This is a genomic window from Pseudomonas sp. GM25 (assembly GCF_000282255.1).
In the GTDB taxonomy this organism is placed as follows: domain Bacteria; phylum Pseudomonadota; class Gammaproteobacteria; order Pseudomonadales; family Pseudomonadaceae; genus Aquipseudomonas; species Aquipseudomonas aphyarum.
Window position 1 is genome coordinate 17,193 of the sequence record NZ_AKJQ01000063.1, and the last position, 23,154, is coordinate 40,346.

A 23,154-nucleotide genomic window follows, 5' to 3' on the forward strand; every position below is an offset into this window, starting at 1 on the left:
TTAAAAGGTTTAAAGGAGCTGCACGATGACTGCAATTTCAACCACAGACGTGATGGCAAAAGCTTCGAATGATGATCTGAAACCTCTGGTCGAATACATTCTTAAAGCCAGTACTACTGAAAGCTTGTCTGGGAAAGAACTCTACAAAGCGCATAGCCCCAATCATCGACGCTATCCCGGTCTGATTCTCGACGAAATCCGTTTGTTCGGAGGTAATAGTTTCGTAAATCTCTTCCGTAGTGAAGGGCCGGAATATCATGAGGTTGTGAAGGATGTAGCCAGCAAATTTGGCGTTAAAGAAATCGACTCTTTCGGCCTCGTTCAGCTCGAAGAAGAACTTATTCAGAAGATTTTGCGTGACGCGCTGAAAAAAGCTGAAGGGCAAGAGCGTGCGGACATGGAGGCTATTCTCAAAGAGGCAGGACTTGGTAAAAGTGATCTGAGTGCGTTGTTGTCTGGTGCGTCTCTCCTGACTCTATTGGGAGCCAGGGCAGCAGGCGTAGTCACTTACCAATTGTCGGCAATCATTGCCAGTGCCATGGCTAAACAGCTTCTTGGTTATGGCATCACGTTTGTCGCCGGTGGTGCTGCTAGCGCTGCTCTCGGGCGTGGTTTAGCTGTGTTTATGGGGCCAATCGGCTGGATCCTCACCGGTATCTGGACTGCGATTGATTTGGCAGGCCCAGCGTTCCGAGTGACTGTGCCCTGCGTTCTGCATATCGCGATGCTCAGGCAGAAAATGATGTGTGCTCAGATGAGCTCGGCATTTGAGGGCGCTTTCGATGATTGATTTGAGCGTTGTATTTAAAGTGCCCGAGTGGCTCGCGGCTGGACTTCAGTCTGGTGAGCTAGAGCGTGTCGGCGGTGTGATCCGGGATAAGGTCACGAAAAAGGTCGTTGCCTGGTTGAGAGAGGGTGATTCCGTCAGCACTGAGCCGCCATCAGAAGTACTTAATGGGCAGTTGTCGAAGTTGATGATGCAAGGCCAGGTGTTGATGGGACTTCAGGTCGCCAACCTGGTTGTGAGTGCTGTCGGCTTTGCCATGATTTATCGAAAGCTACAGGGGATTGAGCGGCAGCTTTCAGTTATTGGCGATGCTGTAAATGAGGTAAAGGCAAATCAAAAGTGGTTTGACGACAAGCAGTGGATGGCCAACTTTGCACCTGTGAGTGCAGCGATGAGTACGCTGGCTGATCTTCAGCATTACGTTTCCCCCAAACTTGTTCATGAGAAGTTATCCATAGCCGAAACTCAATGCGCTGTTGGCCAGAATTATTTTCATGGTGTGGTCCGCAAGCTCGCAGCCGATAACAAGGAGTATCTACGTGCCTTTGAGCTTTCGATGAGCTATCGCTCATGGTTGGCTTCAGGGCAGGGGCGAATTCAGGCGTTGTCTGAACTGGGTGAGCAAAAAGCTGCTCTCACTGTCGCTCAGAAACTCACCACTGATCACGCTGAGTTTGGGAAGACTCTTACAGCGATTTTGAGTGACCCATTGCGACGTTTCGTTCCCGGTAACTACGACCAACAAGCCAGCGCCAGTTTGATCGGCTTAGCTAATCAGGCAACTCAGGTACATCAGGTTTTGAAGGGGAATGTGCTTCAGCTTGATTTCATGCATGAAAACAAACTGCTTCCTTCTGATTTGCCATCGACTGAAGAGTTGGATCAGCAAGGAATGTTGATCTACCTCGCCAATCGCTGAGAGGTATTTTCAGCAGGCATTAAAAAGCCGGCTTGTGGCCGGCTTCTCGGGGACTGGCTTGGTTTATTTTTGGTAAACCGCGCCAGCCTTCAAAACGTACACCCGGATCTTGCGTCCGGCTGTGGGACTTGGTCAGACAGTGGTCTGCCGCGTCAGGCGTCATCTGGGCCGCTTGGCGGGTCGATGCGCGAATGTGGGGCGCAGGATACTGAGTTTTGTTGGGGATTCCCAGTCTCAAGTGCGGAATAGAGCGATTTCTGCGGCAGAAAGCAGGGATTTGTACCAGGTATCCGGGCCTCTTCGTCGGATCGCCGCCCGGACCAAGCCCACTCTCACCAAGTTCTGCGCAGGGGCCGGAAGTGACGGAGGCTCAGAGAAACGGCACCACCGGCCGGCGCTTGCCCAGCGTCGACCACCAGAATACCCACCCCAATACATGAATCCTCTGCTCCTCGATCTGCGCCGCGCGGAAGATCTCGTCCGGGTATTCCGCGCTGTTGTGGCTGCGCAGGCGCAGGGCATTGCCGGGCATGCGGTGCAGGTATTTGATGCGCAGCATGCCGTCGTGTTCGATGGCGTAGATTTCGCCGTCCACCACCTGGGTGAGGCCGCGGTCGATGGCGAGGGTGGAGCCGTCTTCGATTTTCTCGGCCATGCTGTTGCCGATCATGTGCGTGCAGATGGCGTCAGTGTGGCGGATTTCCAGTGTTTCGAGGTGGCTGCGGGGCAGGCGGATGGTTTGTTCCGGGTCCTTGATGACGTGGGTCTTGCCGGAGCCGGGGGCGGTCGGGGTTTCCTTGTAGAGGGGCAGTTCGATGTCGTTGGTTTCGAGCACCGTGTAGACGCCGCGAATGGCATGGGCATCGAGGATGTCGCCCGACTCTGTATGCAGGTGCGGGGCGTCTTTCGGGCCTTCGCCGGTCTTCAGCCATTGGCTGTTGACGGACAGCAGGCGCGCAACTTCTTCCATGCGGTACGCGGGTACGCCCCGGGTGTACCAGTTATGAACGTTTTGGGCTTCCGTGCCCCAGAACTTTGCGAATCCCGTGGTGGTGATGTTCGCAGCTTCCAGGAGTGCCTTGAATCTTGGACCGCTAGTGTTCTTTCTCATAAACACGAGTCTACGGCCGGCCTAGAGCGGTTTGAATAAACCTTGCGTTCAAAATCAGGGCAAATTTTGCGACGGGATGTAAGACGCCCTTGTGGGAAATTACACACACTAAAACTTTTCTGTAGGCCGCTATAAACAAGTCGTTTAAGCACTTATCAGGCAGGCACAAAAAACCCCGGATCAACCGGGGTTTTCTTCAAGCGTGTCGCAGGTCGCGAGGCTTAGCCTTTGTAGGCAGCAACCGACTTGGTGATCGCGGCGCGTGCAGCGTCAGCGCCGTCCCAGCCTTCGATTTTCACCCATTTGCCTTTTTCGAGATCTTTGTAGTTCGCGAAGAAGTGCTCGATCTGCTGGATCAGCAGGGCTGGCAGGTCGGTGTATTCCTTCACGTCCACGTACAGCTGGGACAGCTTGTCGTGTGGGACTGCGATGACTTTTGCATCGCCGCCGCCGTCGTCGGTCATGTTCAGGATACCGACCGGACGAGCGCGGATCACCGAACCTGGAGCAACCGGGTAAGGGGTTACAACCAGCACGTCCAGGGGATCACCGTCGTCAGCCAGGGTGTTCGGAATGTAACCGTAGTTGGCCGGGTAGAACATCGGGGTGGCCATGAAACGGTCAACGAACAGGCAATCGCTGTCTTTGTCGATTTCGTATTTGATCGGCGCGTGGTTGGCCGGGATCTCGATCGCGACGTAGATGTCGTTCGGCAGGTCTTTGCCAGCCGGAATCTTGCTGTAGCTCATTGGGCGTTGCCCCCGTTAGTTGACCAAAAACACTTGGCCGGATTGACCAAAAAGTGGCGGCGATTATAGGCATATTCTGCCGTGGACGCCACGTACCGGAAGTCGTGCAGACCTTTACTCGTGAGCCTGATAGACCGGGTCGGTGGCCTGAAGTTGCTTCAGGCGCGCCAACGGATCCTGGCGGTAGAAAAGCCGCAGCTGCGCATACACCTGTGGATAAGTCTCGTGCAGCAAGTCCGGAGCGCTGAAGAAGTACTCGCTGGTGACGGCAAAGAACTCGGCCGGGTTCTCGGCGGCATACGGGTCGATGGCGGTTTCGGCCTCCGGGTTGCGGTCGAGCTGGCGGTTGAGGTCGTCGTACGCCGCCTGCATCACCTCGGCCCAGTCGCTGACCCGCATGTCGGCATGCAGCGGCGGCAGGCCGTTGGCGTCGCCGTTGAGCATGTCGAGTTTGTGCGCCAGTTCGTGGATCACCAGGTTGTAGCCTTCCCAGCCACCACTGGCCATCACGCCGGGCCAGGCGAGAATGATCGGCCCTTGCTGCCAGGCTTCGCCGCTGTGTTCGCCGTCCCACTCATGTTCGACACCGCTGGCATCGCGATGGCGCTGGGGGCTGAGGAAGTCGTCGGGGTAGAGGACGATTTCGTGGAAACCCTGATACCAGTTCAGATCGCCGAGATGCAAAAGCGGCAATTGGGCCTGGGCGGCGAGCAGCAGGCGTTGTTCCTGGTGCAATTCGACGCCGGGCAGGGCGGTCAGGTGTTTGTCTTCGAGGAACAGCACGCTGGCTTCGCGCAGCCACTGGTCTTCAGCGGGACTGATGCCATCGAGAAAACTCAGATGATGGCGCACCCGCTGCCACAGTTCGTCGGCAATCGGGTGCCTGGCCAGAATGCGCCGGCGTCGCCAGGCGCTCAGCGACCACATCGGCTTAGTGCGATTGGGCTTTGGCGCCGCCGAAACGGCTGCGCACCAGACCGAGGATCATCGGAATCAGCGACAGCAGGATGATGCCGACCACCAGCAACGACAGGTTTTTCTTGATGAACGGTACGTTGCCGAAAAAGTAACCCAGGGTGACCAGACCGCCGACCCAGAGAATTGTCCCGAGGACACTGAAGCCGAAGAAGCGCGGGTAGGGCATTCTCGCCACGCCAGCGACGAACGGTGCAAAGGTACGGATGATCGGCAGGAAGCGCGCCAGCGTCACGGTTTTGCCGCCGTGCTTGTCGTAAAAGTCGTGAGTTTTTTGCAGGTAGTCGCGGCGGAAAATTTTCGAGTTCGGGTTGCTGAACAGCTTCTCGCCCGCCGTTCGTCCGATCACGTAGTTGGTGCTGTCGCCGAGGATCGCCGCCAGCATCAGCAGGCCGCCCAGCAGCACCGGGTCCATGCCGCCACCCGCAGCCACTGCACCGGCGATAAACAGCAAGGAATCACCCGGCAGGAATGGCATCACTACCAGACCGGTCTCGCAGAAGATCACCAGAAACAGGATGGCGTAGATCCATGGCCCGTAATTATTCACCAGCAGGTCGAGATAAACGTCGAGATGCAGGACAAGATCGAGCGGGTTGAAATCCATGGAGGCACCTGTGGTGACGGCCTGACTCGGCAGACCTGTGCGGATGACTTCGTGTAAGCCTACAAGCAGGTGTAGTTTTTCTTACAAGCCGGAAAGCTCGGGATTATACGGTTTGAGAGGTGAAAAGCGCGTTGGTTTTGTAGCGGGGGATGTCGGTGTGAATAAATGTCGGGTTGGCATTCATTTTGGGGAGGGAGTCTGCTCCCTCCCCGCAGGGCACTCCGCGATCAGAGCTCGTCGCTGATCGGCAGCACGTAGTTCTTGAACTCGGTGTCTTCCTTGAATCCGATGGATTCGTAGGTTTTCTGCGCCACTTCGTTGTCGGCACTGGTGGAGACGCGCATGCGCACGGCCTGGGTTTCCTTGGCCATTTTCTTCGCGGTGCGGATCAGGTTGTCGGCCACCAGCTGGCGGCGGGCGTCTTCGGCGACGTAGATGTCGTTGAGGATCCACACGCGCTTGAGCGACAGGGAGGAAAAGCTCGGATAGAGCTGGCAGAAGCCCATGAGCTTCTTGTCGTCGTCATCGGCGAGGGCCAGGTAGATCACCGATTCCTTGCGTCGCAGGCGCTTTTCGAGAAAGGCCCGGGACGAGTCCGGATAGGGCAGGGAGCCGTAGAACTCGCGGTACTTAACGAACAACGGGGTCAGCAAATCCAGGTGTTCGAGGGTCGCTTGGATAATCCGCATGGTAGGTCTCGTCCTTCAATTGGCTGTCTTCACGTGGGGCTGACGGCATCGGGAAACCTTGGGCGGCCGTGCGTCGATCCTGCCTCAAACCGGCGCAGAAAGGCAATGCGGAAACGGTTCAGGCTGGGGGCGGATCGAGTAGGAAATTACTCTTCATGTCTGCACCGGCTTCCGATTCCAGCGTCTGAACCTGCGCCTCGTCCTTCAGATTGACGCCCGACAGCTGTCGCCGACAGGCTTCGCGCATCAGGTACAGCAAGCGATGCGCCGCCATGCCGTAGCTGAGTCCTTCCAGCCGCACGTTGGAGATGCAATTGCGGTAAGCATCTGTGAGGCCGACCTTTGGATTGTAGGTGAAATATAACCCCAGGCTGTCCGGCGAACTGAGGCCCGGACGCTCTCCAATCAGCATCACGACCATTTTGGCGCCCAGCAACTGGCCGATTTCATCGCCAATCGCCACTCGACCCTGTTCCACCAGCACCACCGGCGCTGTTGACCATTCGTCGGCGCTCATCTGTTCTTCCAGGCGGGTCAGGAACGGCAGGGTATGCCGATGCACCGCCAGCGCCGAGAGACCATCCGCCACCACAATCACCAGATCCACGCCGCCCGGGTGCGCCTGGGCGTATTCGCGCAGGGTTTGCGCCGATTGATCGCTCAGCTTGCGCCCCAGATCCGGGCGTTGCAGGTAGCTGTTGCGATCTGCCGCCGCGCTGTGCAGCAGCAGACTGTCGCGCTGGCGCTCGGTCAGTTGGGCGCTGAGCCCGGCGTGATCGAACGGCAAATGCACGGCGTCCCGAGCCTGGGCGTGGGCGTACTGGAAATCCAGCTGTGCACGGGTCGGCAGGCTGGTGCCGGTACGACCGAGGGCAATGCGCGCCGGGGTCAGACGACGCAGCTCCAGCCACGGGTTTTGTGGATCGACGGGCGGTTTTTCCATCTGACTCATCCCAGTTGCGCCAAGGCCTGGCGGAAGGCCGGCGGCAGGTTGTTGCCGAAGCGGACCTTGCCGTCCGCCTGGGTGAAGATGCCCATGTTCGCCAGCCACTGCTCGAACTCCGGCGCCGGTTTCAGGCCCAGGGTCTGACGCGCATAGAGCGCGTCGTGGAACGAGGTGGTCTGATAGTTGAGCATGATGTCGTCGGAACCGGGGATGCCCATGATGAAGTTGATCCCGGCCACGCCGAGCAGGGTCAGCAGGGTGTCCATGTCATCCTGGTCGGCCTCGGCGTGGTTGGTGTAGCAGATGTCGCAGCCCATCGGCACGCCGAGCAACTTGCCGCAGAAGTGGTCTTCGAGGCCGGCGCGGATGATCTGTTTGCCGTTGTAGAGGTATTCCGGGCCGATGAATCCTACGACGGTGTTCACCAGAAACGGCTTGAAATGTCGCGCCACGGCGTAGGCCCTTGTCTCGCAGGTCTGTTGATCGACGCCGTGGTGGGCGTTGGCTGACAGCGCGCTGCCCTGGCCGGTTTCGAAATACATCAGGTTCTGCCCGAGCGTGCCGCGATTGAGGCTCAGGCCCGCTTCATAACCTTCCTGCAAGATGTTCAGGTTGATGCCGAAACTGGCGTTGGCCGCTTCGGTGCCGGCAATCGACTGGAACACCAGATCCAGCGGCACGCCACGGTTGATCGCTTCTATAGAGGTGGTGACGTGGGTCAGCACGCAGGCCTGGGTCGGAATGTCGTAGCGCTGGATGATCGCGTCGAGCATTTCCAGCATCGCGCAGATCGAGGCGATGCTGTCGGTGGCCGGGTTGATGCCGATCATCGCGTCGCCGTTGCCGTACAGCAGACCGTCGAGAATGCTCGCGGCGATGCCGGACGGTTCGTCGGTCGGGTGATTGGGTTGCAGCCTTGTGGATAACCGTCCACGCAGGCCGAGGGTGCCGCGAAACTTTGTGACCACGCGGATCTTCTGCGCCACCAGCACCAGATCCTGCACGCGCATGATCTTTGACACGGCCGCGACCATTTCCGGCGTCAGGCCGGGGGCGAGGGCGCGCAGGCTGGACTCGTCGGCCGCTTCGCTGAGCAGCCAGTCGCGAAAGCCGCCAACCGTGAGATGGCTGACGACTGCGAAGGCCTGTTTGTCATGGCTGTCGATGATCAGCCGGGTTACTTCATCGGATTCGTAGGGGATCAACGCTTCCTGCAGGAAATGCGTGAGCGGGATGTCGGCCAGCGCCATTTGCGCGGCCACCCGCTCGCCATCGTTGAGCGCGGCGACGCCCGCCAGGAAGTCCCCGGAACGTGCCGGGCTGGCCTTGGCCATCACGTCCTTGAGGCTGTCGAAGCGGTAGGTATGGGCGCCGACGGTATGGGCAAATGCGGCCATTGGGCGCGTTCCTCCTGAATGAATGCTTTTAGTGCGGGCACCGAGCCCGAGGCCCGATGCCGGTGCAGCTCAGTTAGCGTTTAGATACCTTCGAGCATAGCGTCTGCCGGGGCTTCGGAGCGTTGCTTGGCGGTCAGCTGGAAGTACAGGTAACCAGCAGCCATGAAACCAAGGAACACGCAGCCAATCAGCGTGTTGAACCAGGCCATCGCCACCAGACACACCACGGCCAGGAACAGCGCGATGGCCGGCACCACCGGATAGCCCGGCGCGCGGAAGGTGCGCTCCAGGTTCGGCTCGGTTTTGCGCAGTCTGAACAGGCTGAGCATGCTGATGATGTACATCACGATCGCACCGAACACCGACATGGTGATCATCGCCGCCGTCAGGGTCATGCCTTGCAGGTTGACCAGTCCGTCGCTGTAGATCGCCGCGATGCCGACCACGCCGCCGGCCAGGATCGCCCGGTGCGGGGTCTGGAAGCGCGAGAGTTTGGCCAGGCCTTTGGGCAGGTAACCGGCCCGGGCCAGGGCGAAGAACTGCCGCGAGTAGCCGAGGATGATCCCGTGGAAACTCGCTACAAGCCCGAACAGGCCGATCCACACCAGCATGTGCATCCAGGTCGAATTGTTGCCGACCACTGCTTTCATCGCCTGCGGCAACGGGTCGTTGATGTTAGACAGTTGACGCCAGTCGCCGACGCCGCCGGCCATCACCATTACGCCGATGGCCAGGAATACCAGGGTCAGGATGCCGCTGACGTAGGCCCGTGGAATGGTGCGTTTCGGGTCCTTGGCCTCCTCGGCCGCCATGGCCGCGCCTTCGATAGCGAGGAAGAACCAGATCGCGAAGGGAATCGCCGCGAAAATGCCCGGAATCGAGCCCATCGTGAACTCATTGGCGCCCGACCAGCCGTTGAGCACGAAGTTGCTGAAGCTGAAGCCCGGCGCAACCACGCCCATGAACACCAGCAGTTCGGCGACGGCGAGCACGGTCACCACCAGCTCAAAGGTCGCGGCGATGCTGACGCCGAGGATGTTCAGGGTCATGAACACGAAATACGCGCCGACCGCCGCGAGTTTGGGGTCGAGCCCCGGATATTGCACATTCAGATACGCGCCGATGGCCATGGCAATGGCCGGCGGGGCGAACACGAATTCGATCAGGGTGGCGATGCCGGCGATCAACCCGCCTTTCTCGCCGAACGCCCGACGGCTGTAGGCAAACGGCCCGCCCGCGTGGGGAATGGCGGTGGTCAGTTCGGTGAAACTGAAGATGAAACAGGTGTACATGGTCGCGACCATCAGGGCCGTGACCAGGAAGCCCAGGGTTCCCGCCGTGCCCCAGCCGTAACTCCAGCCGAAGTATTCGCCGGAAATCACCAGGCCGACGGCAATGCCCCAGAGGTGCAGGGTGCCGAGTGTGGGTTTGAGCTGTGTGGTGGAAGTCATAAGTCCTCTCTGTCTTTTTTATTGTTCGATCTGTTGGACTTTCGGGTGCAGCGGTTGAGTGGGTGGATGCTGTTCACGCAGCGGCAGTGTTCACGCAAATCCTGAATGACGGGTACGCAAGGCCCGTGCCAGAGCGGCCAGGCCAGGTATTGTCATCGGGATGAAAAGGGCGACACCGATTGTTCGGTGTCGCCCGGTTTTTTAGAAGAAGCCCAGCGGGTTGATGTCGTAGCTCACCAGCAGGTTTTTGGTCTGTTGGTAGTGGTCGAGCATCATCTTGTGGGTTTCACGGCCGACGCCGGACTTCTTGTACCCGCCGAACGCGGCGTGCGCCGGGTACAGGTGGTAGCAGTTGGTCCACACACGACCGGCCTTGATGGCGCGGCCCATGCGATAGGCGCGGTTGATGTCGCGGGTCCAGAGGCCGGCGCCCAGGCCGAACTCGGTGTCGTTGGCGATGGCCAGGGCTTCGGCTTCGTCCTTGAAGGTGGTGATGCTCACCACCGGGCCGAAGATTTCTTCCTGGAACACACGCATCTTGTTGGTGCCCTTGAGCAGGGTCGGCTGGATGTAATAACCGGAGGCCAGGTTGCCTTCGAGTTTTTCCACCTTGCCGCCGGTCAGCAGTTCGGCACCTTCGCCCTTGGCGATTTCCAGGTACGAAAGGATCTTGTCGAATTGCTGCTCGGATGCCTGGGCGCCAACCATGGTGTCGGTATCGAGTGGGTCGCCACGTTTGATCTGACTGACTTTCTTCATCACCGCTTCCATGAACTGCGGATAAATCGATTCCTGAACCAGTGCACGGGAAGGGCAGGTGCAGACTTCGCCCTGGTTGAAGAACGCCAGCACCAGGCCTTCGGCAGCTTTTTCAATGAAGCTCGGCTCGGCCTGCATGATGTCTTCGAAGAAAATGTTCGGCGACTTGCCGCCCAGCTCAACGGTGGACGGAATGATGTTTTCGGCAGCGCATTTCATGATGTGCGAGCCGACCGGGGTCGAGCCGGTGAAGGCGATCTTGGCGATGCGCTTGCTGGTGGCCAGGGCTTCGCCGGCTTCTTTGCCGAACCCTTGCACCACGTTGAGCACGCCCGGCGGCAGCAGGTCGCCGATCAGCTCCAGCAGTACGCTGATGCCCAGCGGGGTTTGCTCGGCAGGTTTGAGCACCACGCAGTTGCCGGCGGCCAGGGCCGGGGCGAGTTTCCACGCGGCCATCAGGATCGGGAAGTTCCACGGGATGATCTGGCCGACCACGCCCAATGGTTCATGGATGTGATAGGCCACGGTATTGCCGTCGATCTCGGCGGCGCTGCCTTCCTGGGCGCGCAGGCACCCGGCGAAATAACGGAAGTGGTCAGCGGCCAGCGGGATGTCGGCGTTGAGGGTTTCGCGGATGGCTTTGCCGTTGTCCCAGGTTTCGGTGATCGCCAGGGTTTCGAGGTTCTGTTCGATGCGGTCGGCGATTTTCAGCAGGATCAGCGAGCGCGCCTGAGCGGAAGTGGAACCCCAGGCATCGGCAGCGGCGTGGGCGGCGTCCAGGGCTTTTTCGATGTCTTCGGCCGTGGAGCGCGGGAATTCGGCAATCGGTTGGCCATTTACTGGCGAGGTGTTGGTGAAGTACTGACCTTTGACAGGCGCGACGAACTCGCCGCCGATGTAGTTACCGTACTTGCTCTTGAACGAGACTTTGGCGCCTTCAGTACCGGGGTGAGCGTAACGCATGATGTTCTCCTTGGCTGTTGTACTTATCAGAGAGACGCGCATGAGCGCTTGCTATAAGCGTAGAGCAAAGGTCGGGCCACTGCCGTGCAGGTCAGGCAAATCAAGGCCTTGCGTGATTTCTGTCGGACAAGTGGCAAGCGTCTGTGACGGTATCGGTACAGCCCGGGTGACAGTTTGTACCGCTTCTGGCACAACCCGTGACCGGGCGGTCTTGCCAGCATTGCAAAGACCGGTTGGCTGGAGGATGCTGGGCACCACTTCACGCATGGGCCGATGAGCCTCGGGGAGAATAATAAGAAATGCACGACAACCATTTGAGTCGCCATGCCCAACAGGTTCTCACCGTCACCCAGGGCAAGCCGCACCTGCATGGCCCCGGTGCCGACCCGTCGATTGCCCGCTCGTGGCTGCGTTGTCTTGAGGACTATCACCTCGACCCGGCCCTGACCATGGCGCCGACCGTGCTCGAACACGGTCGGGTTCTCGAAAGCCGCGAACGGTTGCAGCAGGTGTTGCAGATTGCCGGCAATGAAATGAGCAGCCTTCATCAACAACTCTCCGGCGCCGGGCATGCGGTACTGCTGACCGACGCGCGCGGGGTGATCCTCAACTGCGTCACCGCCCCCGCCGAACGCAAGATTTTCGAACGCGCCGGCCTGTGGCTGGGTTCTGACTGGAGCGAGGCCTGCGAGGGCACCAACGGCATCGGCACCTGCCTGGTGGAACGTCAGGCCCTGACCATCCATCAGGACGAACACTTTCGCGGCCGCCACACCGGCCTGACCTGCTCGGCGAGCCCGGTGTTCGACCCGCACGGCGAACTGCTGGCGGTGCTCGACGTTTCTTCGGCTCGGCATGACGTCTCGCGGCAGAGCCAGTTCCACACGATGGCGCTGGTCAATCTGTCGGCGAAGATGATCGAGAGCTGCTATTTCCTGCGCTGTTTCGATAACCAATGGCTGTTGCGATTCCATCTTCAGGCCGAGTCTGTCGGGCTGTTCAGCGAAGGGCTGCTGGCGTTTGACGGGGAAGGGCGGATCAGTGCGGTCAATCAGAGTGCATTGAACCTGCTCGGGCACATCCGTGGCGGCTTGCTCGGTAAACCGGTTGAGGCGTTTTTCGATTGTTCGCTGGATGAATTGCTCGGGCGCGCCAGTGCCAATGCCAGCGCCAGTTGGCCGTTGCGTACCCGCGATGGGCGGCATCTGTTTGCGGTGCTGCGCGGCGAAACCCGTCGGCCGCTGCCAGCAGTACCGGCTCCGGCGCCTGTGGAAGCGCCGCGTCTTGCGGGCATTTGCCTTGGTGATGCGGCGTTGCAGGCGGATTTCCGTAAGTCATTGCGAGTGTTCGAGCGTGACGTGCCGCTGCTGATCAACGGCGAAACCGGCTCCGGCAAGGAAGCATTCGCCAAGGCTGTGCACAACGCCAGTCAGCGCGCCGGCAAAGCGTTCGTTGCTCTCAACTGCGCGGCAATTCCCGAAAGCCTGATCGAGAGCGAACTGTTCGGTTATCGCGGCGGCAGTTTCACCGGTGCGCGCAAGGACGGCATGCGCGGCAAGTTGCAGCAGGCCGATGGCGGCACGCTGTTCCTCGATGAAATCGGCGACATGCCGCTGGCACTGCAAACCCGGCTTTTGCGGGTGCTCGAAGACCGGCAAGTGGTGCCGATCGGCGGCGAGCCGGAAGCGGTCAACGTGCGGATCATCAGTGCCACCCACCGCAATCTGCTGGAACGGGTTGGCGATGGCAGTTTCCGGGAAGATCTTTATTACCGGCTCAACGGGCTGGAAGTGGCGCTGCCACCGTTGCGCGAGCGCAGTGACAAGTCGCAGCTGCTGGATTTTCTGCTGGCCGAAGAGGCGGGCGGGGAAGCGATCCTGATCGACGAAGCGGCGCGCCTGGCGTTGCTCGGGTTCAACTGGCCGGGCAACGTGCGGCAGATGCGCAATGTGCTGCGCACGCTGGCGGCGCTGTGCGATGAAGGGCGGATCGGGCTGGAGGATTTGCCGGCGATGTTTCGGCAGGTGCAGCCGTTGCTGGTAAAAACCGATGAATCGTCATCTGAACATCCGCTGGAAGATGCCGAGCGGCTGGCCTTGCTCAATGCGCTGGAGCACACGCGCTGGCACATGACCCACACGGCGCAGCAACTGGGTGTCAGTCGCAATACGCTTTATAGAAAACTGCGCAAGCACGGGATTGCCCGAACCGCCTGAATACTCCTGCCGATCGTTCCCACGCTCTGCGTGGGAACGCCTCCCCGGACGCTCCGCGTCCGCTTTTGGACGCAGAGCGTCCTGTGCTGCATTCCCACGCAGAGCGTGGGAACGATCATGTCGTGTGATCAGCTAAAGAGTGCGATTTCCCCCTCCCTGCGCTAACCTGCGGCCATGTTTTACGAGGTCGACTATGCACATTCATATTCTGGGTATCTGCGGGACTTTCATGGGCTCGATGGCGGTTCTGGCCAAAGAGCTGGGCCATCACGTGACTGGCTCCGATGCCAACGTCTATCCGCCGATGAGCACCCAGCTCGAAGCCCAGGGCATTCAGCTGACCCAGGGTTACGACCCGGCGCAGCTTGATCCGGCACCTGATCTGGTGGTGATCGGTAACGCCATGTCCCGCGGCAATCCGGCAGTGGAATATGTGCTGAACAAAGGCCTGCCGTACGTCTCCGGCCCGCAGTGGCTGGCCGACCATGTGCTGCAAGGGCGCTGGGTGCTGGCGGTTGCCGGTACGCACGGCAAGACCACCACCAGCAGCATGCTCGCCTGGGTGCTGGAGCATGCCGGCATGAGTCCGGGCTTCCTGATCGGCGGCGTGCCGCAGAATTTCTCGGTGTCGGCACGTCTGGGCGGCACGCCGTTCTTCGTGATCGAGGCCGACGAATACGACAGCGCGTTCTTCGACAAGCGTTCGAAGTTCGTCCACTACCGTCCGCGCACCGCGATCCTCAACAACCTTGAGTTCGATCACGCCGACATCTTCCCTGATCTGCCGGCCATCGAACGTCAATTCCATCACTTGGTGCGAACCATCCCGAGCGAAGGCCTGGTGATTCACCCGACCACCGAACCGGCCTTGCAGCGCGTGATCGAGATGGGCTGCTGGACCCCGGTACAAACCACCGGTGCCGGCGGTCAGTGGCAGGTCAAGTTGCTGAAAGACGACGGCTCGGCGTTCGAAGTGATGTTCGAAGGCGTGTCCCAAGGCGTGGTCGAGTGGGAACTGACCGGTCAGCACAACGTTGCCAACGCCTTGGCGACGTTGGCCGCTGCGCGTCACGTCGGTGTTGTGCCATCGATGGGCATTGCCGGGCTGAGCGCATTCAAGAGCGTCAAACGCCGGATGGAGAAAGTCGCGGAAGTGCGCGGCATCACCATCTACGACGACTTCGCCCACCACCCGACCGCGATTGCCACCACCCTCGACGGCCTGCGCAAACGCATTGGCGATGCGCCGCTGATCGCGATCATCGAACCGCGCTCCAATTCGATGAAGCTCGGCGCCCACCGTGACGGTCTGCCGGACAGCGTGGTCGATGCCGATCAGGTGATCTGGTACGCCCCGGCCAACCTCGGCTGGGATCTGGCAGGCACCGCCGCACTTTGCACCGTGCCGTCGATTGTCAGCGACTCGCTGGAAGGCATCATTGAACGCGTGAAGAGCCAGGCCCAGCCCGGCACCCACGTGGTGATCATGAGCAACGGCGGCTTCGGCGGCCTGCACGGCAAACTCGCCGAGGCGCTGAAATGAACACGCGTCTGGCGAGCAATGGCCCGGAACGCATCACGCTGGCGATGACTGGCGCGTCCGGCGCCCAGTACGGCTTGCGCCTGCTGGATTGTCTGGTGCGCGAGGATCGCGAGGTGCATTTCCTGATCTCCAAGGCCGCGCAACTGGTGATGGCCACCGAGACCGACGTGTCGCTGCCGGCCAAGCCGCAAATGATGCAGGCGTTCCTCACCGAATACACCGGCGCGTCCGCCGGGCAGATCCGCGTGTACGGCAAAGAAGACTGGATGTCGCCAGTGGCCTCGGGCTCCGGTGCCCCGGCCGCCATGGTGGTGGTGCCGTGCTCGACCGGCACCTTGTCGGCCATTGCCACCGGCGCCTGCAACAATCTGATCGAACGGGCGGCGGACGTGACGTTGAAGGAGCGTCGCCAGTTGATTCTGGTGCCGCGCGAAGCGCCGTATTCGAGCATTCACCTGGAACACATGCTCAAGCTGTCGAACATGGGCGTGACCATCCTGCCGGCCTCGCCGGGTTTCTATCACCAGCCGCAGACCATCGATGATCTGATCGATTTCGTGGTGGCGCGGATTCTCAATCTGCTGGGCATTCCCCAGGACATGCTGCCGCGTTGGGGCGAACACCATCTGAGCAGCGATGAATAAGCTGCTGGCGTCTGTGCTGTTGATGGCGCTGGCGCTGCAACTGACCGGCTGCGCCACGGCGCGCACGCTGGATGCCGCCAAGCCCGGTGCGCCGGTGGTGTATTCCGGTACGCGGCTGGATCTGTATGCGATGAATGGCGGATGTTGCGCGATGGACCGATTCGGCGCCGAGGCGCCGAGTTACCCCGGTGTGGATCTGCCGGCCAGCGCATTGCTCGATACGCTGCTGTTGCCGTTGTCGTTGCTGACGGTGATCGGTGTAGGGTTTCAGGCGACTGGCGGGTTATGAAAATCAATGGCACGACCCCGCAGGGGCGTGGCATTGAAGTTCCCTACAACGTGATCGTTTCGGGCGGAAAGGCGATGTCGTCGGAGAATATGTCCTGTCCTGCCGGCAATTCGATAACGCGTTTGCCGGCATTCGCCACTTCATCGATCAACCCGTCATATTCGTCCCGGTTCAATTCTCCTGCCCGTGTGCGGGCTTCGATGACGTCTGCAGGGTTCTGATCTGATCCCGTGGCGTGTGTCAGCGCCTGCAAATGGATATCTTCCACTGTCGCCGCGCGGGTCATGCCTGAGTTGACCAGCCAGACGCGCCTCGACGTGAAACCGATCGACGACATCGAAACATGCCCCTCCATTTTCATGCTCGGGAACCACGTTTTGCCGTCCGCGGGGCTTCGTTCGAGCCGCGTCGGGTTGTAGACGCGATTGTCCTGTCCCGCAACGACTTCCACATTGCGGGTATCGAGCAGGTAGCAAAACCGGATGCGTTGAGCGGGGGGCGTCGAAGTGCCGCTGGTTGTCTGGTGCGCCTCTATGCCCGTCACTCCTCTGGTTTCATTCGCAAAATCCATGGCGGTCTTCAGGCTGAACATTGCACTGACGGGTGTCTCGCTTGTTGCGCCCACGGCCGATACCACGCGTGGGACCATGGCCCCGGGCCGGGCTATTTCGAAAGGTGTCCGGTCATCCACTTTGAACACGGCAGGAATGTCGGTTCTGTACAGATAATTGTGCGTGTTGCGCTTGAAGCCGCTGAGCCGCAACAGCTCCTGAAAGAAGGGTTCGGTCAGACTCGCCTTCAGCAGGCTGGTGCCTTCTCCCTGATTTCTCAGCTGGATGATTTCAGCATCGATTTCCGGCAGAAACGGTTCGAAGAGTTTTTCGTTGGTTACCAGCCGGGTGCGATCCTGATAGGTCTTGACCCACCCTGGCATTTCATCATTGATCAGGTTCTTGAACTGCCCTGTCGGCGACAGCTCTTTGCACAGTCGTATTAGTTGCTGGACGGAAAGATTGTAGGGCTGGAACCGGGCGAGGATTTGCTCTCGTGTTTTGAGCGGAGAATCAGGGTTGGTCCACAGCCGCAGGTAGTCGATCAGCTGTTCACGCTGGGAAGGGTATTCCCGTTGTTTGACCCAGGCAGGCGGTTTCTGATGGAGCGCAACGTCCTGACGAAAGCGCACGATGTCGGGTCCTTCGATCCTGTAAAGGTTCCAGATGTCGATGTCCCGCCAGAACGGGCGCAGAACATTCTCTTTGTAGATCGGATAATCGGTGGCTTTGACGACAATCAGGCTGGCGCCTTCACGAAACGCCAGTTGGGTGAGAGGTCCATGATTGTCATTCAGGCCAGGCTTGCGCTGCATTTCGACATAACCATGGAAATTCGACTTGTCGAGATCCCAGGTGTAGTGGCGCTGATCACCGTAGGCAATCATGGCGTCCGCTGTCCCGGACGTGTCGGGTGTTGATGGGCGTGGAGAGGGCGAGCCGGGTGTTGGCGGGCTTGGCAATGGCGTTTGTGGGCCAGATGGGCTGCGGTGCAAGGTGACGGACTGGAGGTGTTCTGCCCATTGGGCTGGCGTGCGGTTCTGATGGTTCAGCAGGCTGTTGAACAGGCCGCGATCCATGTCCATGCCAGACCAGCGGTATAGCTCGTCAAACAGGTAGGCGTTTTCCATCCGTTGTGTCCGAACGGTAGCCCATAGAGGTTTCTTGCCGGTGCTGTGCGCTTCGCTGCGGAAACGGGTGATTTCTGCGCCCTGTATCCCGTAGAAATCCCAGATATCGCGGTCTGTCCAGGCTGTTAACAGTTCGGCTGGCTGATCGATTCGCGAGGCGGAAGGCTCGACACTGACAAACGAGCCGCTTTCGTCCATGAATGCATGATGCAGCGGCGGCCCGACCTCGTCGGTCCGGCGCATTTTTCGGTGCAGGACCACATAGCCATGGTGATTGTTGGCCTTCTCGTTCCATACGTAATGTTGGGTGTCGACGTAAATCGGTGCAGCGTTCGGTTGCGTCCGGGCCGGTCCCTGCAGGTGGTGCTGTGCTGGGTTATCGTCGGTATTGTCTGCCTGCCGGTGTACCGTGGACTCGAGGGGCTGACTGTTAATCCGCGGCTCAGCGACCCGCCAGGTATTGCTTTCGGGGTCGAATTGCAGGATGGGGCCCGAGGGCTGCGCTTCCTGTGACCGCATGGCTCGGTAGGTGCCGAGGCCTTCGTCCCAGGCCACCATGACCGTCGTGGTCGTGGTGTATTGCACCTCGGCATAAATGCGCCCCCTGTGAACCCGCAACCCTTCGGTGTTGACGGCAGGCAATAGCGTTCGCAATTGCGTCGGCAACTCGTACTGACGGATCGATCCGCTCGCGTGTGGGTTGCTGGGTGATCCTCCTTCGGTGTCTCCAGCCGGGTGGGTCAGATCCTGAATCTGTATCGCGGGCAATGTGTCACTTGAAGAGTGGGGTGCAGGCGCCTCCGTGGGGCGGCTGACGCTGTCTGTTTCCGGGAATCGAATCAAACCCGGAAAATCATGACGCTGAGTCAACGACGTTTCCGGAGTCCTGTCGAGGGTGGGGGTATTTTTGCTGGTGCCTTTCGACGTTTTTGTTTGCGGTGCCATCAAGGAATCCTTTCATTGATTGCCTGACGTGCTGTGGTGTCATCCCGTGGCGGAATGGCCGTAGACGCAGGTGTGCTGGAGGGCACGTTATCCATGAAAGGGAAGGGGCACGTAGTAGATAGTTACTACACGCGGGTTGATTCGATTCACTTCATTTCGAATGTCGGCCAGTTCACGCAAGATCCTCGGGCTTCATTGGAAATGGTTACCCGGGATCCGCGTTGAACCGCTGTGGCGAGTGAGCTTACTTGCCGAGTTTTCTCAGTTCGTCCGACTCGACAATCCGCACGCCATCCTGCTCCTCCAGCGCCAGGCGCCACATGGCACGGGCCAGTTGGCAGGCTTCGATGCCACGGTATTTGCCGGGAATCAATTTAGAGAATGGCGCGGCGAGCTGTTCGCCCAGACGGGGCTCGCTGCGTTCGCCGAGCAACAGCGATGGCCGGCAGATGGTCAATTGCGGCCAGTCCTGCGCGCGCAATGCGTATTCCATCTCGCCTTTGACCCGGTTGTAGAACACCGAGGACCGGCGATCGGCCCCCAAGGCGCTGATCACGATCAGGTGCCGTGCGCCCATTTCCCGCGCGCGTTTGGCGAACGCCACCACCATGTCCAGATCCACGGCGCGAAACGCCTCTTCGGAGCCGGCCTGTTTGATGGTGGTGCCGAGGCAGCAATAGGCAATGTCGACCCGACCGGCCAGTTGCGGCAGGAAGGTCTGCGGATCACCGACCGGGTTTTCCAGATGCGGGTGTTCGGCCAGCGGCCGGCGTGAGGGGGCAAGGACGCGGCTGATCGTCGGCTCGTTGAGCAGGCGGTCGAGCAGATGTTCACCGGTCAATCCGGTGGCTCCGGCAAGCAAGACATGCTGAGGCGTCAAGTACATAGTGTCTCTCCCTTGATACTGTTCAGCTTAGTTGCTCTTTATCGCTCCGTCGTTCAACGCAGCACTTTGCAATGCTTTTCTCGCTTGCTGTTTACGCAGCAGTTGCCAATGTGCCAGTACGGTTTTCGGCGCCCAGATCTGCGGTTCAGAGGCTTCGAAGTTGTCCGCCAGTTCGCGCTCGGCGACGGTGGCCTTGGCCAGCCTGAAGGCTTGCTCCAGGTCGTCGGTCTGGTTCAGCGCCTGGGCAAACAGGGCATCGCCGAAGTAGGTGAAGTTGGCCTCCTCGGAGCAGCCGAACGACACGCGGTCGGCGCGCGAGGCGGTCATGATCAGCGTGCGTTCGTCCTTCAGCGCGGGAATGAAACCACCGGAATAGCACGAGGAGATGACAATGATCTTGTCGCGATTCTTCAGCGGTGCAAGCACGGCGGCGAGTTCGTCGGCGGGCAGGTCGGCCAGTTCCATGCGCGGCTGGTCGAGCACCAGTTCGTGCTCGGCGGTGCCGTGGCTGGTCAGGTAGATGAACACCAGATCTTCCGGGCCACTGCGTTCGGCGAGGGTCAGGGCTGCGCGGCGCAGGTTTTCGCGGGTGGCCATCGGCCGGTCGCCGAGGTGGTCGCGATGGTTGACCAAGCGGATCTGGCCAAACGCGCCGAAACGGCTGGTGAGCATGTTGGCCACGTAATCGGATTCACGCAGGAACACGCTCTGTTTGCCGTCGCCGCCGAGGGTCAGGGTGTACAGCTCCACCGCAGGGGTCGAGATCGGCACATTGGCCAGCGCTTCATCGAGCAGGCGACCCTGGGCCAGCAGGCCGAGTTCGAGGGTGTCCGGCAGCAACTTGCCGTCGGCATCGCGTACCCGCTGGCCGTTGATCCAGGTGCCGCTGAGTACCGTGCCGTCAGTCAGCACCAGCGTGCCCCGGCCCGCGTAGCTGTCGCTGTCGAACCCGCCGACGTAGAAACTGCCATCGGACAGGTTCAGGCGGCCCTGGCCGCTGAAGCGCCAATCATTGAAGTAACCGATGTAGTGGCTGCCGTCGGCGCCGATCAGTTCGCCCTTGCCGGTCAGCGCGCCTTCCTTGAACTGCCCGAGCCAGACATCGCCGTCGGCATTTTCGTAGCGGCCCTTGCCGTGCAGTTGATTGTTCTTGAAACCGCCGACGTAGATGTCGCCGTCGGCACTGTTGAAGGTGCCGTTGCCTTCGAGCTGGCCGTTGACGAAATGGCCGGTGAACTGATTGCCGCTGGCATCGCCGCGCTGGCCTTCGCCGTTGGGTTTGCCGTGGGCGAACTGGCCCTGATAGGAGCTGCCGTCGTCCAGCTCGAGGCGACCGAGCCCGGAATACTGGTCGGCCTTGAATTCGCCGCGATAAGTCATCGCGTTTTCTTTGAGGGTGCCTTCGCCGTCGCGCCGGCCCAGCTTGAAACCGCCGGTGTAGCTGCCGGCCGTGGTGGTCAACGTGCCCTGGCCGTCGAACAGCCCTTGCTGGAAGTTGCCGCGATAGACCTCGCCATTGCTGCCATGCCATTCGCCCTGGCCATGCCATTGCCCCTTGTCGAACGCCCCGGCGTACCAGCTGCCGTTGGGGTAGTCGACCCGGCCCTGACCTTGCAGCAAGCCATCGACCAGTTCACCGCGATAGCGGCCGCCGTCGGGCAGGCGCGCATCCGGCGGCAACAGCGATTCGCCGTCGCCACACGCGGCCAGCAACAGGGTCAAGGCAAGGGGAGCAAGAGGAGCGAATGAGCGCATAGCGGGATCCGGGCAATTAGGCGACCGAGTATGCCGCAGCTATGTGACCTTATACAGCCGGCAGGGAGGAGCGGATGCGAAACAGCGTGAGCCGCTTCGCATCCAGGCGCTTAAACGAAGCAGAGCGACAGCGGTTCGGCGATGTAGGCCGGTTTGTCCGAGCCTTCGATCTCCAGGGTGGCGGTGGCCTTGAGCAGCCACTGGCCAGGTTTTTTCTCGGTCACTTCACCGAGGTCGACCTTGAGCCGGACCTTGGAATTGACCTTGACCGGTTGGATGAAACGCACGCTGTCCAGGCCGTAGTTGACCACCATCTTCACGCCTTGCGGCAGGATCAGGATGTCTTCCATCAGTTTTGGGATCAGCGACAACGACAGGAAACCGTGTGCAATGGTGCTGCCAAATGGCGTTTGCGCGGCTTTGACCGGGTCGACATGGATGAACTGGTAATCCCCGGTGGCTTCGGCGAACAGGTTGATGCGCTCCTGATCGATGGTGAGCCATTCGGAACGTCCGAGTTCCTTGCCGACATAATCTTTGAGCTCTGCAACTGGAACATAGGGCATTGAGACTCTCCTTGGGTTCATCGGTTTTATAGTTTTTCAGGTGGGGGATTTGACCGCCCTGCGAACCACTGTAGATCATCATGGCGATTTGCTCAGGTCAACCGACCATGCTTTTGGCGAATGCCGATCCATAGCGCAGGCGTGCTTATAATGCCCGGCCCGTGCTTGGCGGGATGTCGGACGGAGATGACGGATGTTGCTACGCGGCCTGACCATGCTGGTGCTGTTTCAATTGCTCGGCACGGCCCTCAATCATTTGCTGTTGCCGGTACTGCCGGGGCCGATCATCGGCCTTTTGCTGTTGCTGGTATTTCTGATCGTACGCGGTGAAGTCGGCGAGCCGTTGAACCTCGCCGCCGGCAGTCTGCTGCGTTATCTGCCATTGCTGCTGGTGCCGCCGGCGGTGGGCGTGATGGTCTACGCCACGGCGATAGCCGCGGATTTCTGGGCCATCGTCGGTGCGCTTGTGGTCTCGTTGATTCTATCGATGGCCTTCGCCGGCGTGCTGATGCAACGGCTGGTCAAGCGTCACGCGCCGCATTCGGAGGAATCCTGATGCTGTTCGACTGGCAAGGTGCCTGGGCGTCGGTGATTCACCATCCGCTGTTCGGCATCGGCATCACCCTCGGTGCTTATCAACTGGTGCTGGCGGCGTTCGAGAAAACCCGCTGGATCTTTCTGCAACCGGTGCTGGTCTCGATGCTGCTGGTGATCGGCGTGCTGGTCGGCTGCGGCCTGACCTACGCCGAGTACCGCAAGAGCACCGAGATCCTCAGCATTCTGCTGGGCCCGGCGACCGTGGCACTGGCGGTGCCGCTGTATCTGAATCTGCGGCGCATCCGTCAATTGTTCTGGCCGATTTTTACTACGCTGGTGATAGGCGGCGTGGTCGCCACGGGCATGGGCGTGGCGCTGGGCTGGTGGTTCGGTGCCGATCACATGATCCTGATGACCATGGCGCCCAAGTCGGTGACCTCGCCGATCGCCATGCTGGTGGCCGAGCAGATCGGTGGCGTCGCGGCTCTGGCAGCGGTGTTCGTGTTGATCACCGGGGTGATCGGCGCGATCTTCGGCCCGGCGCTGCTGACCCGCCTCGGCGTGCACAGCCCGGAGGCGCGCGGCATGGCGCTGGGCATGACGGCGCATGCAGTCGGCACGTCGGTGGCGTTGCAGGAAAGCGATGAGTGCGGCGCCTTCGCGGCGCTGGCGATGAGTCTGATGGGCGTGGCCACGGCGGTGTTCCTGCCGTTGGCGGTGTCGATGGTGGTGTAAGGAA

21 protein-coding genes are annotated in these 23,154 nt (G+C 60.3%); 8 read left to right on the top strand and 13 right to left on the bottom strand.

Translation table 11 applies throughout. The features are described from left to right. Positions 1–25: 25 nt before the first annotated feature. Together PMI24_RS24070 and PMI24_RS24075 are read left to right on the top strand one after the other, a co-directional pair. On the top strand, positions 26–790 hold the full coding sequence (locus tag PMI24_RS24070; protein WP_007958608.1) for a ubiquinol-cytochrome C chaperone family protein: 765 nt from the start codon (positions 26–28) through the stop codon (positions 788–790). Next, positions 783–1,706 carry a hypothetical protein gene (locus PMI24_RS24075; protein ID WP_007958610.1) on the top strand — a complete coding sequence of 308 codons (924 nt, stop codon included), beginning with the start codon at positions 783–785 and terminating at the stop codon, positions 1,704–1,706. The genes PMI24_RS24070 and PMI24_RS24075 overlap by 8 nt, the downstream gene beginning before the upstream one ends. A gap of 370 nt (positions 1,707–2,076) precedes the next feature. Here the strand turns inward: PMI24_RS24075 and PMI24_RS24080 are convergent, their stop codons facing one another. The 9 genes from PMI24_RS24080 to exaC form a co-directional block, all read right to left on the bottom strand. Further along, the gene (locus tag PMI24_RS24080; protein WP_007958611.1) at positions 2,077–2,817 is read right to left on the bottom strand and encodes a S24 family peptidase; all 741 of its coding nucleotides are present in this window, start codon (positions 2,815–2,817) and stop codon (positions 2,077–2,079) included. 221 nt (positions 2,818–3,038) lie between these two features. Beyond that, on the bottom strand, positions 3,039–3,566 hold the full coding sequence (ppa, locus tag PMI24_RS24085) for an inorganic diphosphatase (protein WP_007933577.1): 528 nt from the start codon (positions 3,564–3,566) through the stop codon (positions 3,039–3,041). Positions 3,567–3,680: 114 nt separating this feature from the next. Next, the gene (locus PMI24_RS24090; protein WP_007958613.1) at positions 3,681–4,493 is read right to left on the bottom strand and encodes a zinc-dependent peptidase; all 813 of its coding nucleotides are present in this window, start codon (positions 4,491–4,493) and stop codon (positions 3,681–3,683) included. 4 nt (positions 4,494–4,497) lie between these two features. Continuing rightward, complete coding sequence (locus PMI24_RS24095; protein WP_007958615.1) at positions 4,498–5,148, bottom strand: DedA family protein; 651 nt, start codon at positions 5,146–5,148, stop codon at positions 4,498–4,500. A 227-nt stretch (positions 5,149–5,375) separates the two neighbouring features. Beyond that, the gene (locus PMI24_RS24100) at positions 5,376–5,837 is read right to left on the bottom strand and encodes a GNAT family N-acetyltransferase (RefSeq protein ID WP_007958617.1); all 462 of its coding nucleotides are present in this window, start codon (positions 5,835–5,837) and stop codon (positions 5,376–5,378) included. 118 nt (positions 5,838–5,955) lie between these two features. Continuing rightward, positions 5,956–6,789: an ethanolamine ammonia-lyase subunit EutC gene (gene eutC / locus PMI24_RS24105; protein ID WP_007958619.1), complete on the bottom strand. Its 834-nt coding sequence runs from the start codon at positions 6,787–6,789 to the stop codon at positions 5,956–5,958. Continuing rightward, positions 6,786–8,180, bottom strand: a complete 1,395-nt coding sequence (locus PMI24_RS24110; RefSeq protein WP_007958620.1) for an ethanolamine ammonia-lyase subunit EutB — start codon at positions 8,178–8,180, stop codon at positions 6,786–6,788. Before PMI24_RS24110 ends, eutC begins: the two co-directional genes overlap by 4 nt. Before the next feature lie 80 nt (positions 8,181–8,260). Next, positions 8,261–9,631, bottom strand: a complete 1,371-nt coding sequence (eat, locus tag PMI24_RS24115; protein ID WP_007958623.1) for an ethanolamine permease — start codon at positions 9,629–9,631, stop codon at positions 8,261–8,263. A gap of 201 nt (positions 9,632–9,832) precedes the next feature. Further along, positions 9,833–11,353 carry an acetaldehyde dehydrogenase ExaC gene (exaC, locus tag PMI24_RS24120; RefSeq protein WP_007958625.1) on the bottom strand — a complete coding sequence of 507 codons (1,521 nt, stop codon included), beginning with the start codon at positions 11,351–11,353 and terminating at the stop codon, positions 9,833–9,835. Positions 11,354–11,652: 299 nt separating this feature from the next. Between exaC and PMI24_RS24125 the strand changes: the two genes are divergently transcribed. The 4 genes from PMI24_RS24125 to PMI24_RS24140 all read left to right on the top strand — a co-directional run bounded on the left by PMI24_RS24125 (position 11,653) and on the right by PMI24_RS24140 (position 16,045). Continuing rightward, the gene (locus tag PMI24_RS24125) at positions 11,653–13,569 is read left to right on the top strand and encodes a sigma-54-dependent Fis family transcriptional regulator (RefSeq protein WP_007958626.1); all 1,917 of its coding nucleotides are present in this window, start codon (positions 11,653–11,655) and stop codon (positions 13,567–13,569) included. A gap of 193 nt (positions 13,570–13,762) precedes the next feature. Then, on the top strand, positions 13,763–15,112 hold the full coding sequence (gene mpl / locus PMI24_RS24130) for a UDP-N-acetylmuramate:L-alanyl-gamma-D-glutamyl-meso-diaminopimelate ligase (protein ID WP_007958628.1): 1,350 nt from the start codon (positions 13,763–13,765) through the stop codon (positions 15,110–15,112). Continuing rightward, positions 15,109–15,756, top strand: a complete 648-nt coding sequence (ubiX, locus tag PMI24_RS24135) for a flavin prenyltransferase UbiX (RefSeq protein WP_007958630.1) — start codon at positions 15,109–15,111, stop codon at positions 15,754–15,756. The genes mpl and ubiX overlap by 4 nt, the downstream gene beginning before the upstream one ends. Next, positions 15,749–16,045, top strand: coding sequence for a YceK/YidQ family lipoprotein (locus tag PMI24_RS24140; RefSeq protein WP_007958632.1), 297 nt, complete (start codon positions 15,749–15,751; stop codon positions 16,043–16,045). Before ubiX ends, PMI24_RS24140 begins: the two co-directional genes overlap by 8 nt. A gap of 43 nt (positions 16,046–16,088) precedes the next feature. Here PMI24_RS24140 and PMI24_RS24145 read toward each other — a convergent pair whose 3' ends face one another. The 4 genes from PMI24_RS24145 to PMI24_RS24160 all read right to left on the bottom strand — a co-directional run bounded on the left by PMI24_RS24145 (position 16,089) and on the right by PMI24_RS24160 (position 21,878). Then, positions 16,089–18,671 carry a hypothetical protein gene (locus PMI24_RS24145; protein ID WP_007958633.1) on the bottom strand — a complete coding sequence of 861 codons (2,583 nt, stop codon included), beginning with the start codon at positions 18,669–18,671 and terminating at the stop codon, positions 16,089–16,091. A 244-nt stretch (positions 18,672–18,915) separates the two neighbouring features. Continuing rightward, positions 18,916–19,557 (bottom strand): oxidoreductase, encoded by a 642-nt coding sequence (locus PMI24_RS24150; RefSeq protein WP_007958634.1) that lies wholly within the window; start codon positions 19,555–19,557, stop codon positions 18,916–18,918. A 27-nt stretch (positions 19,558–19,584) separates the two neighbouring features. Further along, positions 19,585–21,312, bottom strand: a complete 1,728-nt coding sequence (locus tag PMI24_RS24155; RefSeq protein ID WP_007958635.1) for a C13 family peptidase — start codon at positions 21,310–21,312, stop codon at positions 19,585–19,587. A gap of 110 nt (positions 21,313–21,422) precedes the next feature. Next, positions 21,423–21,878 carry a MaoC family dehydratase gene (locus PMI24_RS24160; RefSeq protein ID WP_007909575.1) on the bottom strand — a complete coding sequence of 152 codons (456 nt, stop codon included), beginning with the start codon at positions 21,876–21,878 and terminating at the stop codon, positions 21,423–21,425. 193 nt (positions 21,879–22,071) lie between these two features. On the opposite strand from PMI24_RS24160, the gene PMI24_RS24165 reads away from it, so the two are divergent. Together PMI24_RS24165 and PMI24_RS24170 are read left to right on the top strand one after the other, a co-directional pair. Then, the gene (locus tag PMI24_RS24165; protein WP_007958636.1) at positions 22,072–22,434 is read left to right on the top strand and encodes a CidA/LrgA family protein; all 363 of its coding nucleotides are present in this window, start codon (positions 22,072–22,074) and stop codon (positions 22,432–22,434) included. After that, on the top strand, positions 22,434–23,150 hold the full coding sequence (locus PMI24_RS24170; RefSeq protein ID WP_007958637.1) for an LrgB family protein: 717 nt from the start codon (positions 22,434–22,436) through the stop codon (positions 23,148–23,150). The genes PMI24_RS24165 and PMI24_RS24170 overlap by 1 nt, the downstream gene beginning before the upstream one ends. Positions 23,151–23,154: the final 4 nt, after the last annotated feature.

Bases quoted from the DNA above. Each gene is read 5' to 3' on its own strand.
- PMI24_RS24090 (WP_007958613.1), bottom strand. From the start codon at position 4,493: ATGTGGTCGCTGAGCGCCTGGCGACGCCGGCGCATTCTGGCCAGGCAC.
- PMI24_RS24080 (WP_007958611.1), bottom strand. From the start codon at position 2,817: ATGAGAAAGAACACTAGCGGTCCAAGATTCAAGGCACTCCTGGAAGCT.
- eutC (WP_007958619.1), bottom strand. From the start codon at position 6,789: ATGAGTCAGATGGAAAAACCGCCCGTCGATCCACAAAACCCGTGGCTG.
- PMI24_RS24150 (WP_007958634.1), bottom strand. From the start codon at position 19,557: ATGTACTTGACGCCTCAGCATGTCTTGCTTGCCGGAGCCACCGGATTG.
- PMI24_RS24145 (WP_007958633.1), bottom strand. From the start codon at position 18,671: ATGGCACCGCAAACAAAAACGTCGAAAGGCACCAGCAAAAATACCCCC.
- PMI24_RS24170 (WP_007958637.1), top strand. From the start codon at position 22,434: ATGCTGTTCGACTGGCAAGGTGCCTGGGCGTCGGTGATTCACCATCCG.
- PMI24_RS24075 (WP_007958610.1), top strand. From the start codon at position 783: ATGATTGATTTGAGCGTTGTATTTAAAGTGCCCGAGTGGCTCGCGGCT.
- PMI24_RS24165 (WP_007958636.1), top strand. From the start codon at position 22,072: ATGTTGCTACGCGGCCTGACCATGCTGGTGCTGTTTCAATTGCTCGGC.
- PMI24_RS24125 (WP_007958626.1), top strand. From the start codon at position 11,653: ATGCACGACAACCATTTGAGTCGCCATGCCCAACAGGTTCTCACCGTC.
- PMI24_RS24095 (WP_007958615.1), bottom strand. From the start codon at position 5,148: ATGGATTTCAACCCGCTCGATCTTGTCCTGCATCTCGACGTTTATCTC.
- PMI24_RS24100 (WP_007958617.1), bottom strand. From the start codon at position 5,837: ATGCGGATTATCCAAGCGACCCTCGAACACCTGGATTTGCTGACCCCG.
- ppa (WP_007933577.1), bottom strand. From the start codon at position 3,566: ATGAGCTACAGCAAGATTCCGGCTGGCAAAGACCTGCCGAACGACATC.
- PMI24_RS24070 (WP_007958608.1), top strand. From the start codon at position 26: ATGACTGCAATTTCAACCACAGACGTGATGGCAAAAGCTTCGAATGAT.
- PMI24_RS24140 (WP_007958632.1), top strand. From the start codon at position 15,749: ATGAATAAGCTGCTGGCGTCTGTGCTGTTGATGGCGCTGGCGCTGCAA.
- exaC (WP_007958625.1), bottom strand. From the start codon at position 11,353: ATGCGTTACGCTCACCCCGGTACTGAAGGCGCCAAAGTCTCGTTCAAG.
- eat (WP_007958623.1), bottom strand. From the start codon at position 9,631: ATGACTTCCACCACACAGCTCAAACCCACACTCGGCACCCTGCACCTC.
- PMI24_RS24160 (WP_007909575.1), bottom strand. From the start codon at position 21,878: ATGCCCTATGTTCCAGTTGCAGAGCTCAAAGATTATGTCGGCAAGGAA.
- mpl (WP_007958628.1), top strand. From the start codon at position 13,763: ATGCACATTCATATTCTGGGTATCTGCGGGACTTTCATGGGCTCGATG.
- PMI24_RS24155 (WP_007958635.1), bottom strand. From the start codon at position 21,312: ATGCGCTCATTCGCTCCTCTTGCTCCCCTTGCCTTGACCCTGTTGCTG.
- ubiX (WP_007958630.1), top strand. From the start codon at position 15,109: ATGAACACGCGTCTGGCGAGCAATGGCCCGGAACGCATCACGCTGGCG.
- PMI24_RS24110 (WP_007958620.1), bottom strand. From the start codon at position 8,180: ATGGCCGCATTTGCCCATACCGTCGGCGCCCATACCTACCGCTTCGAC.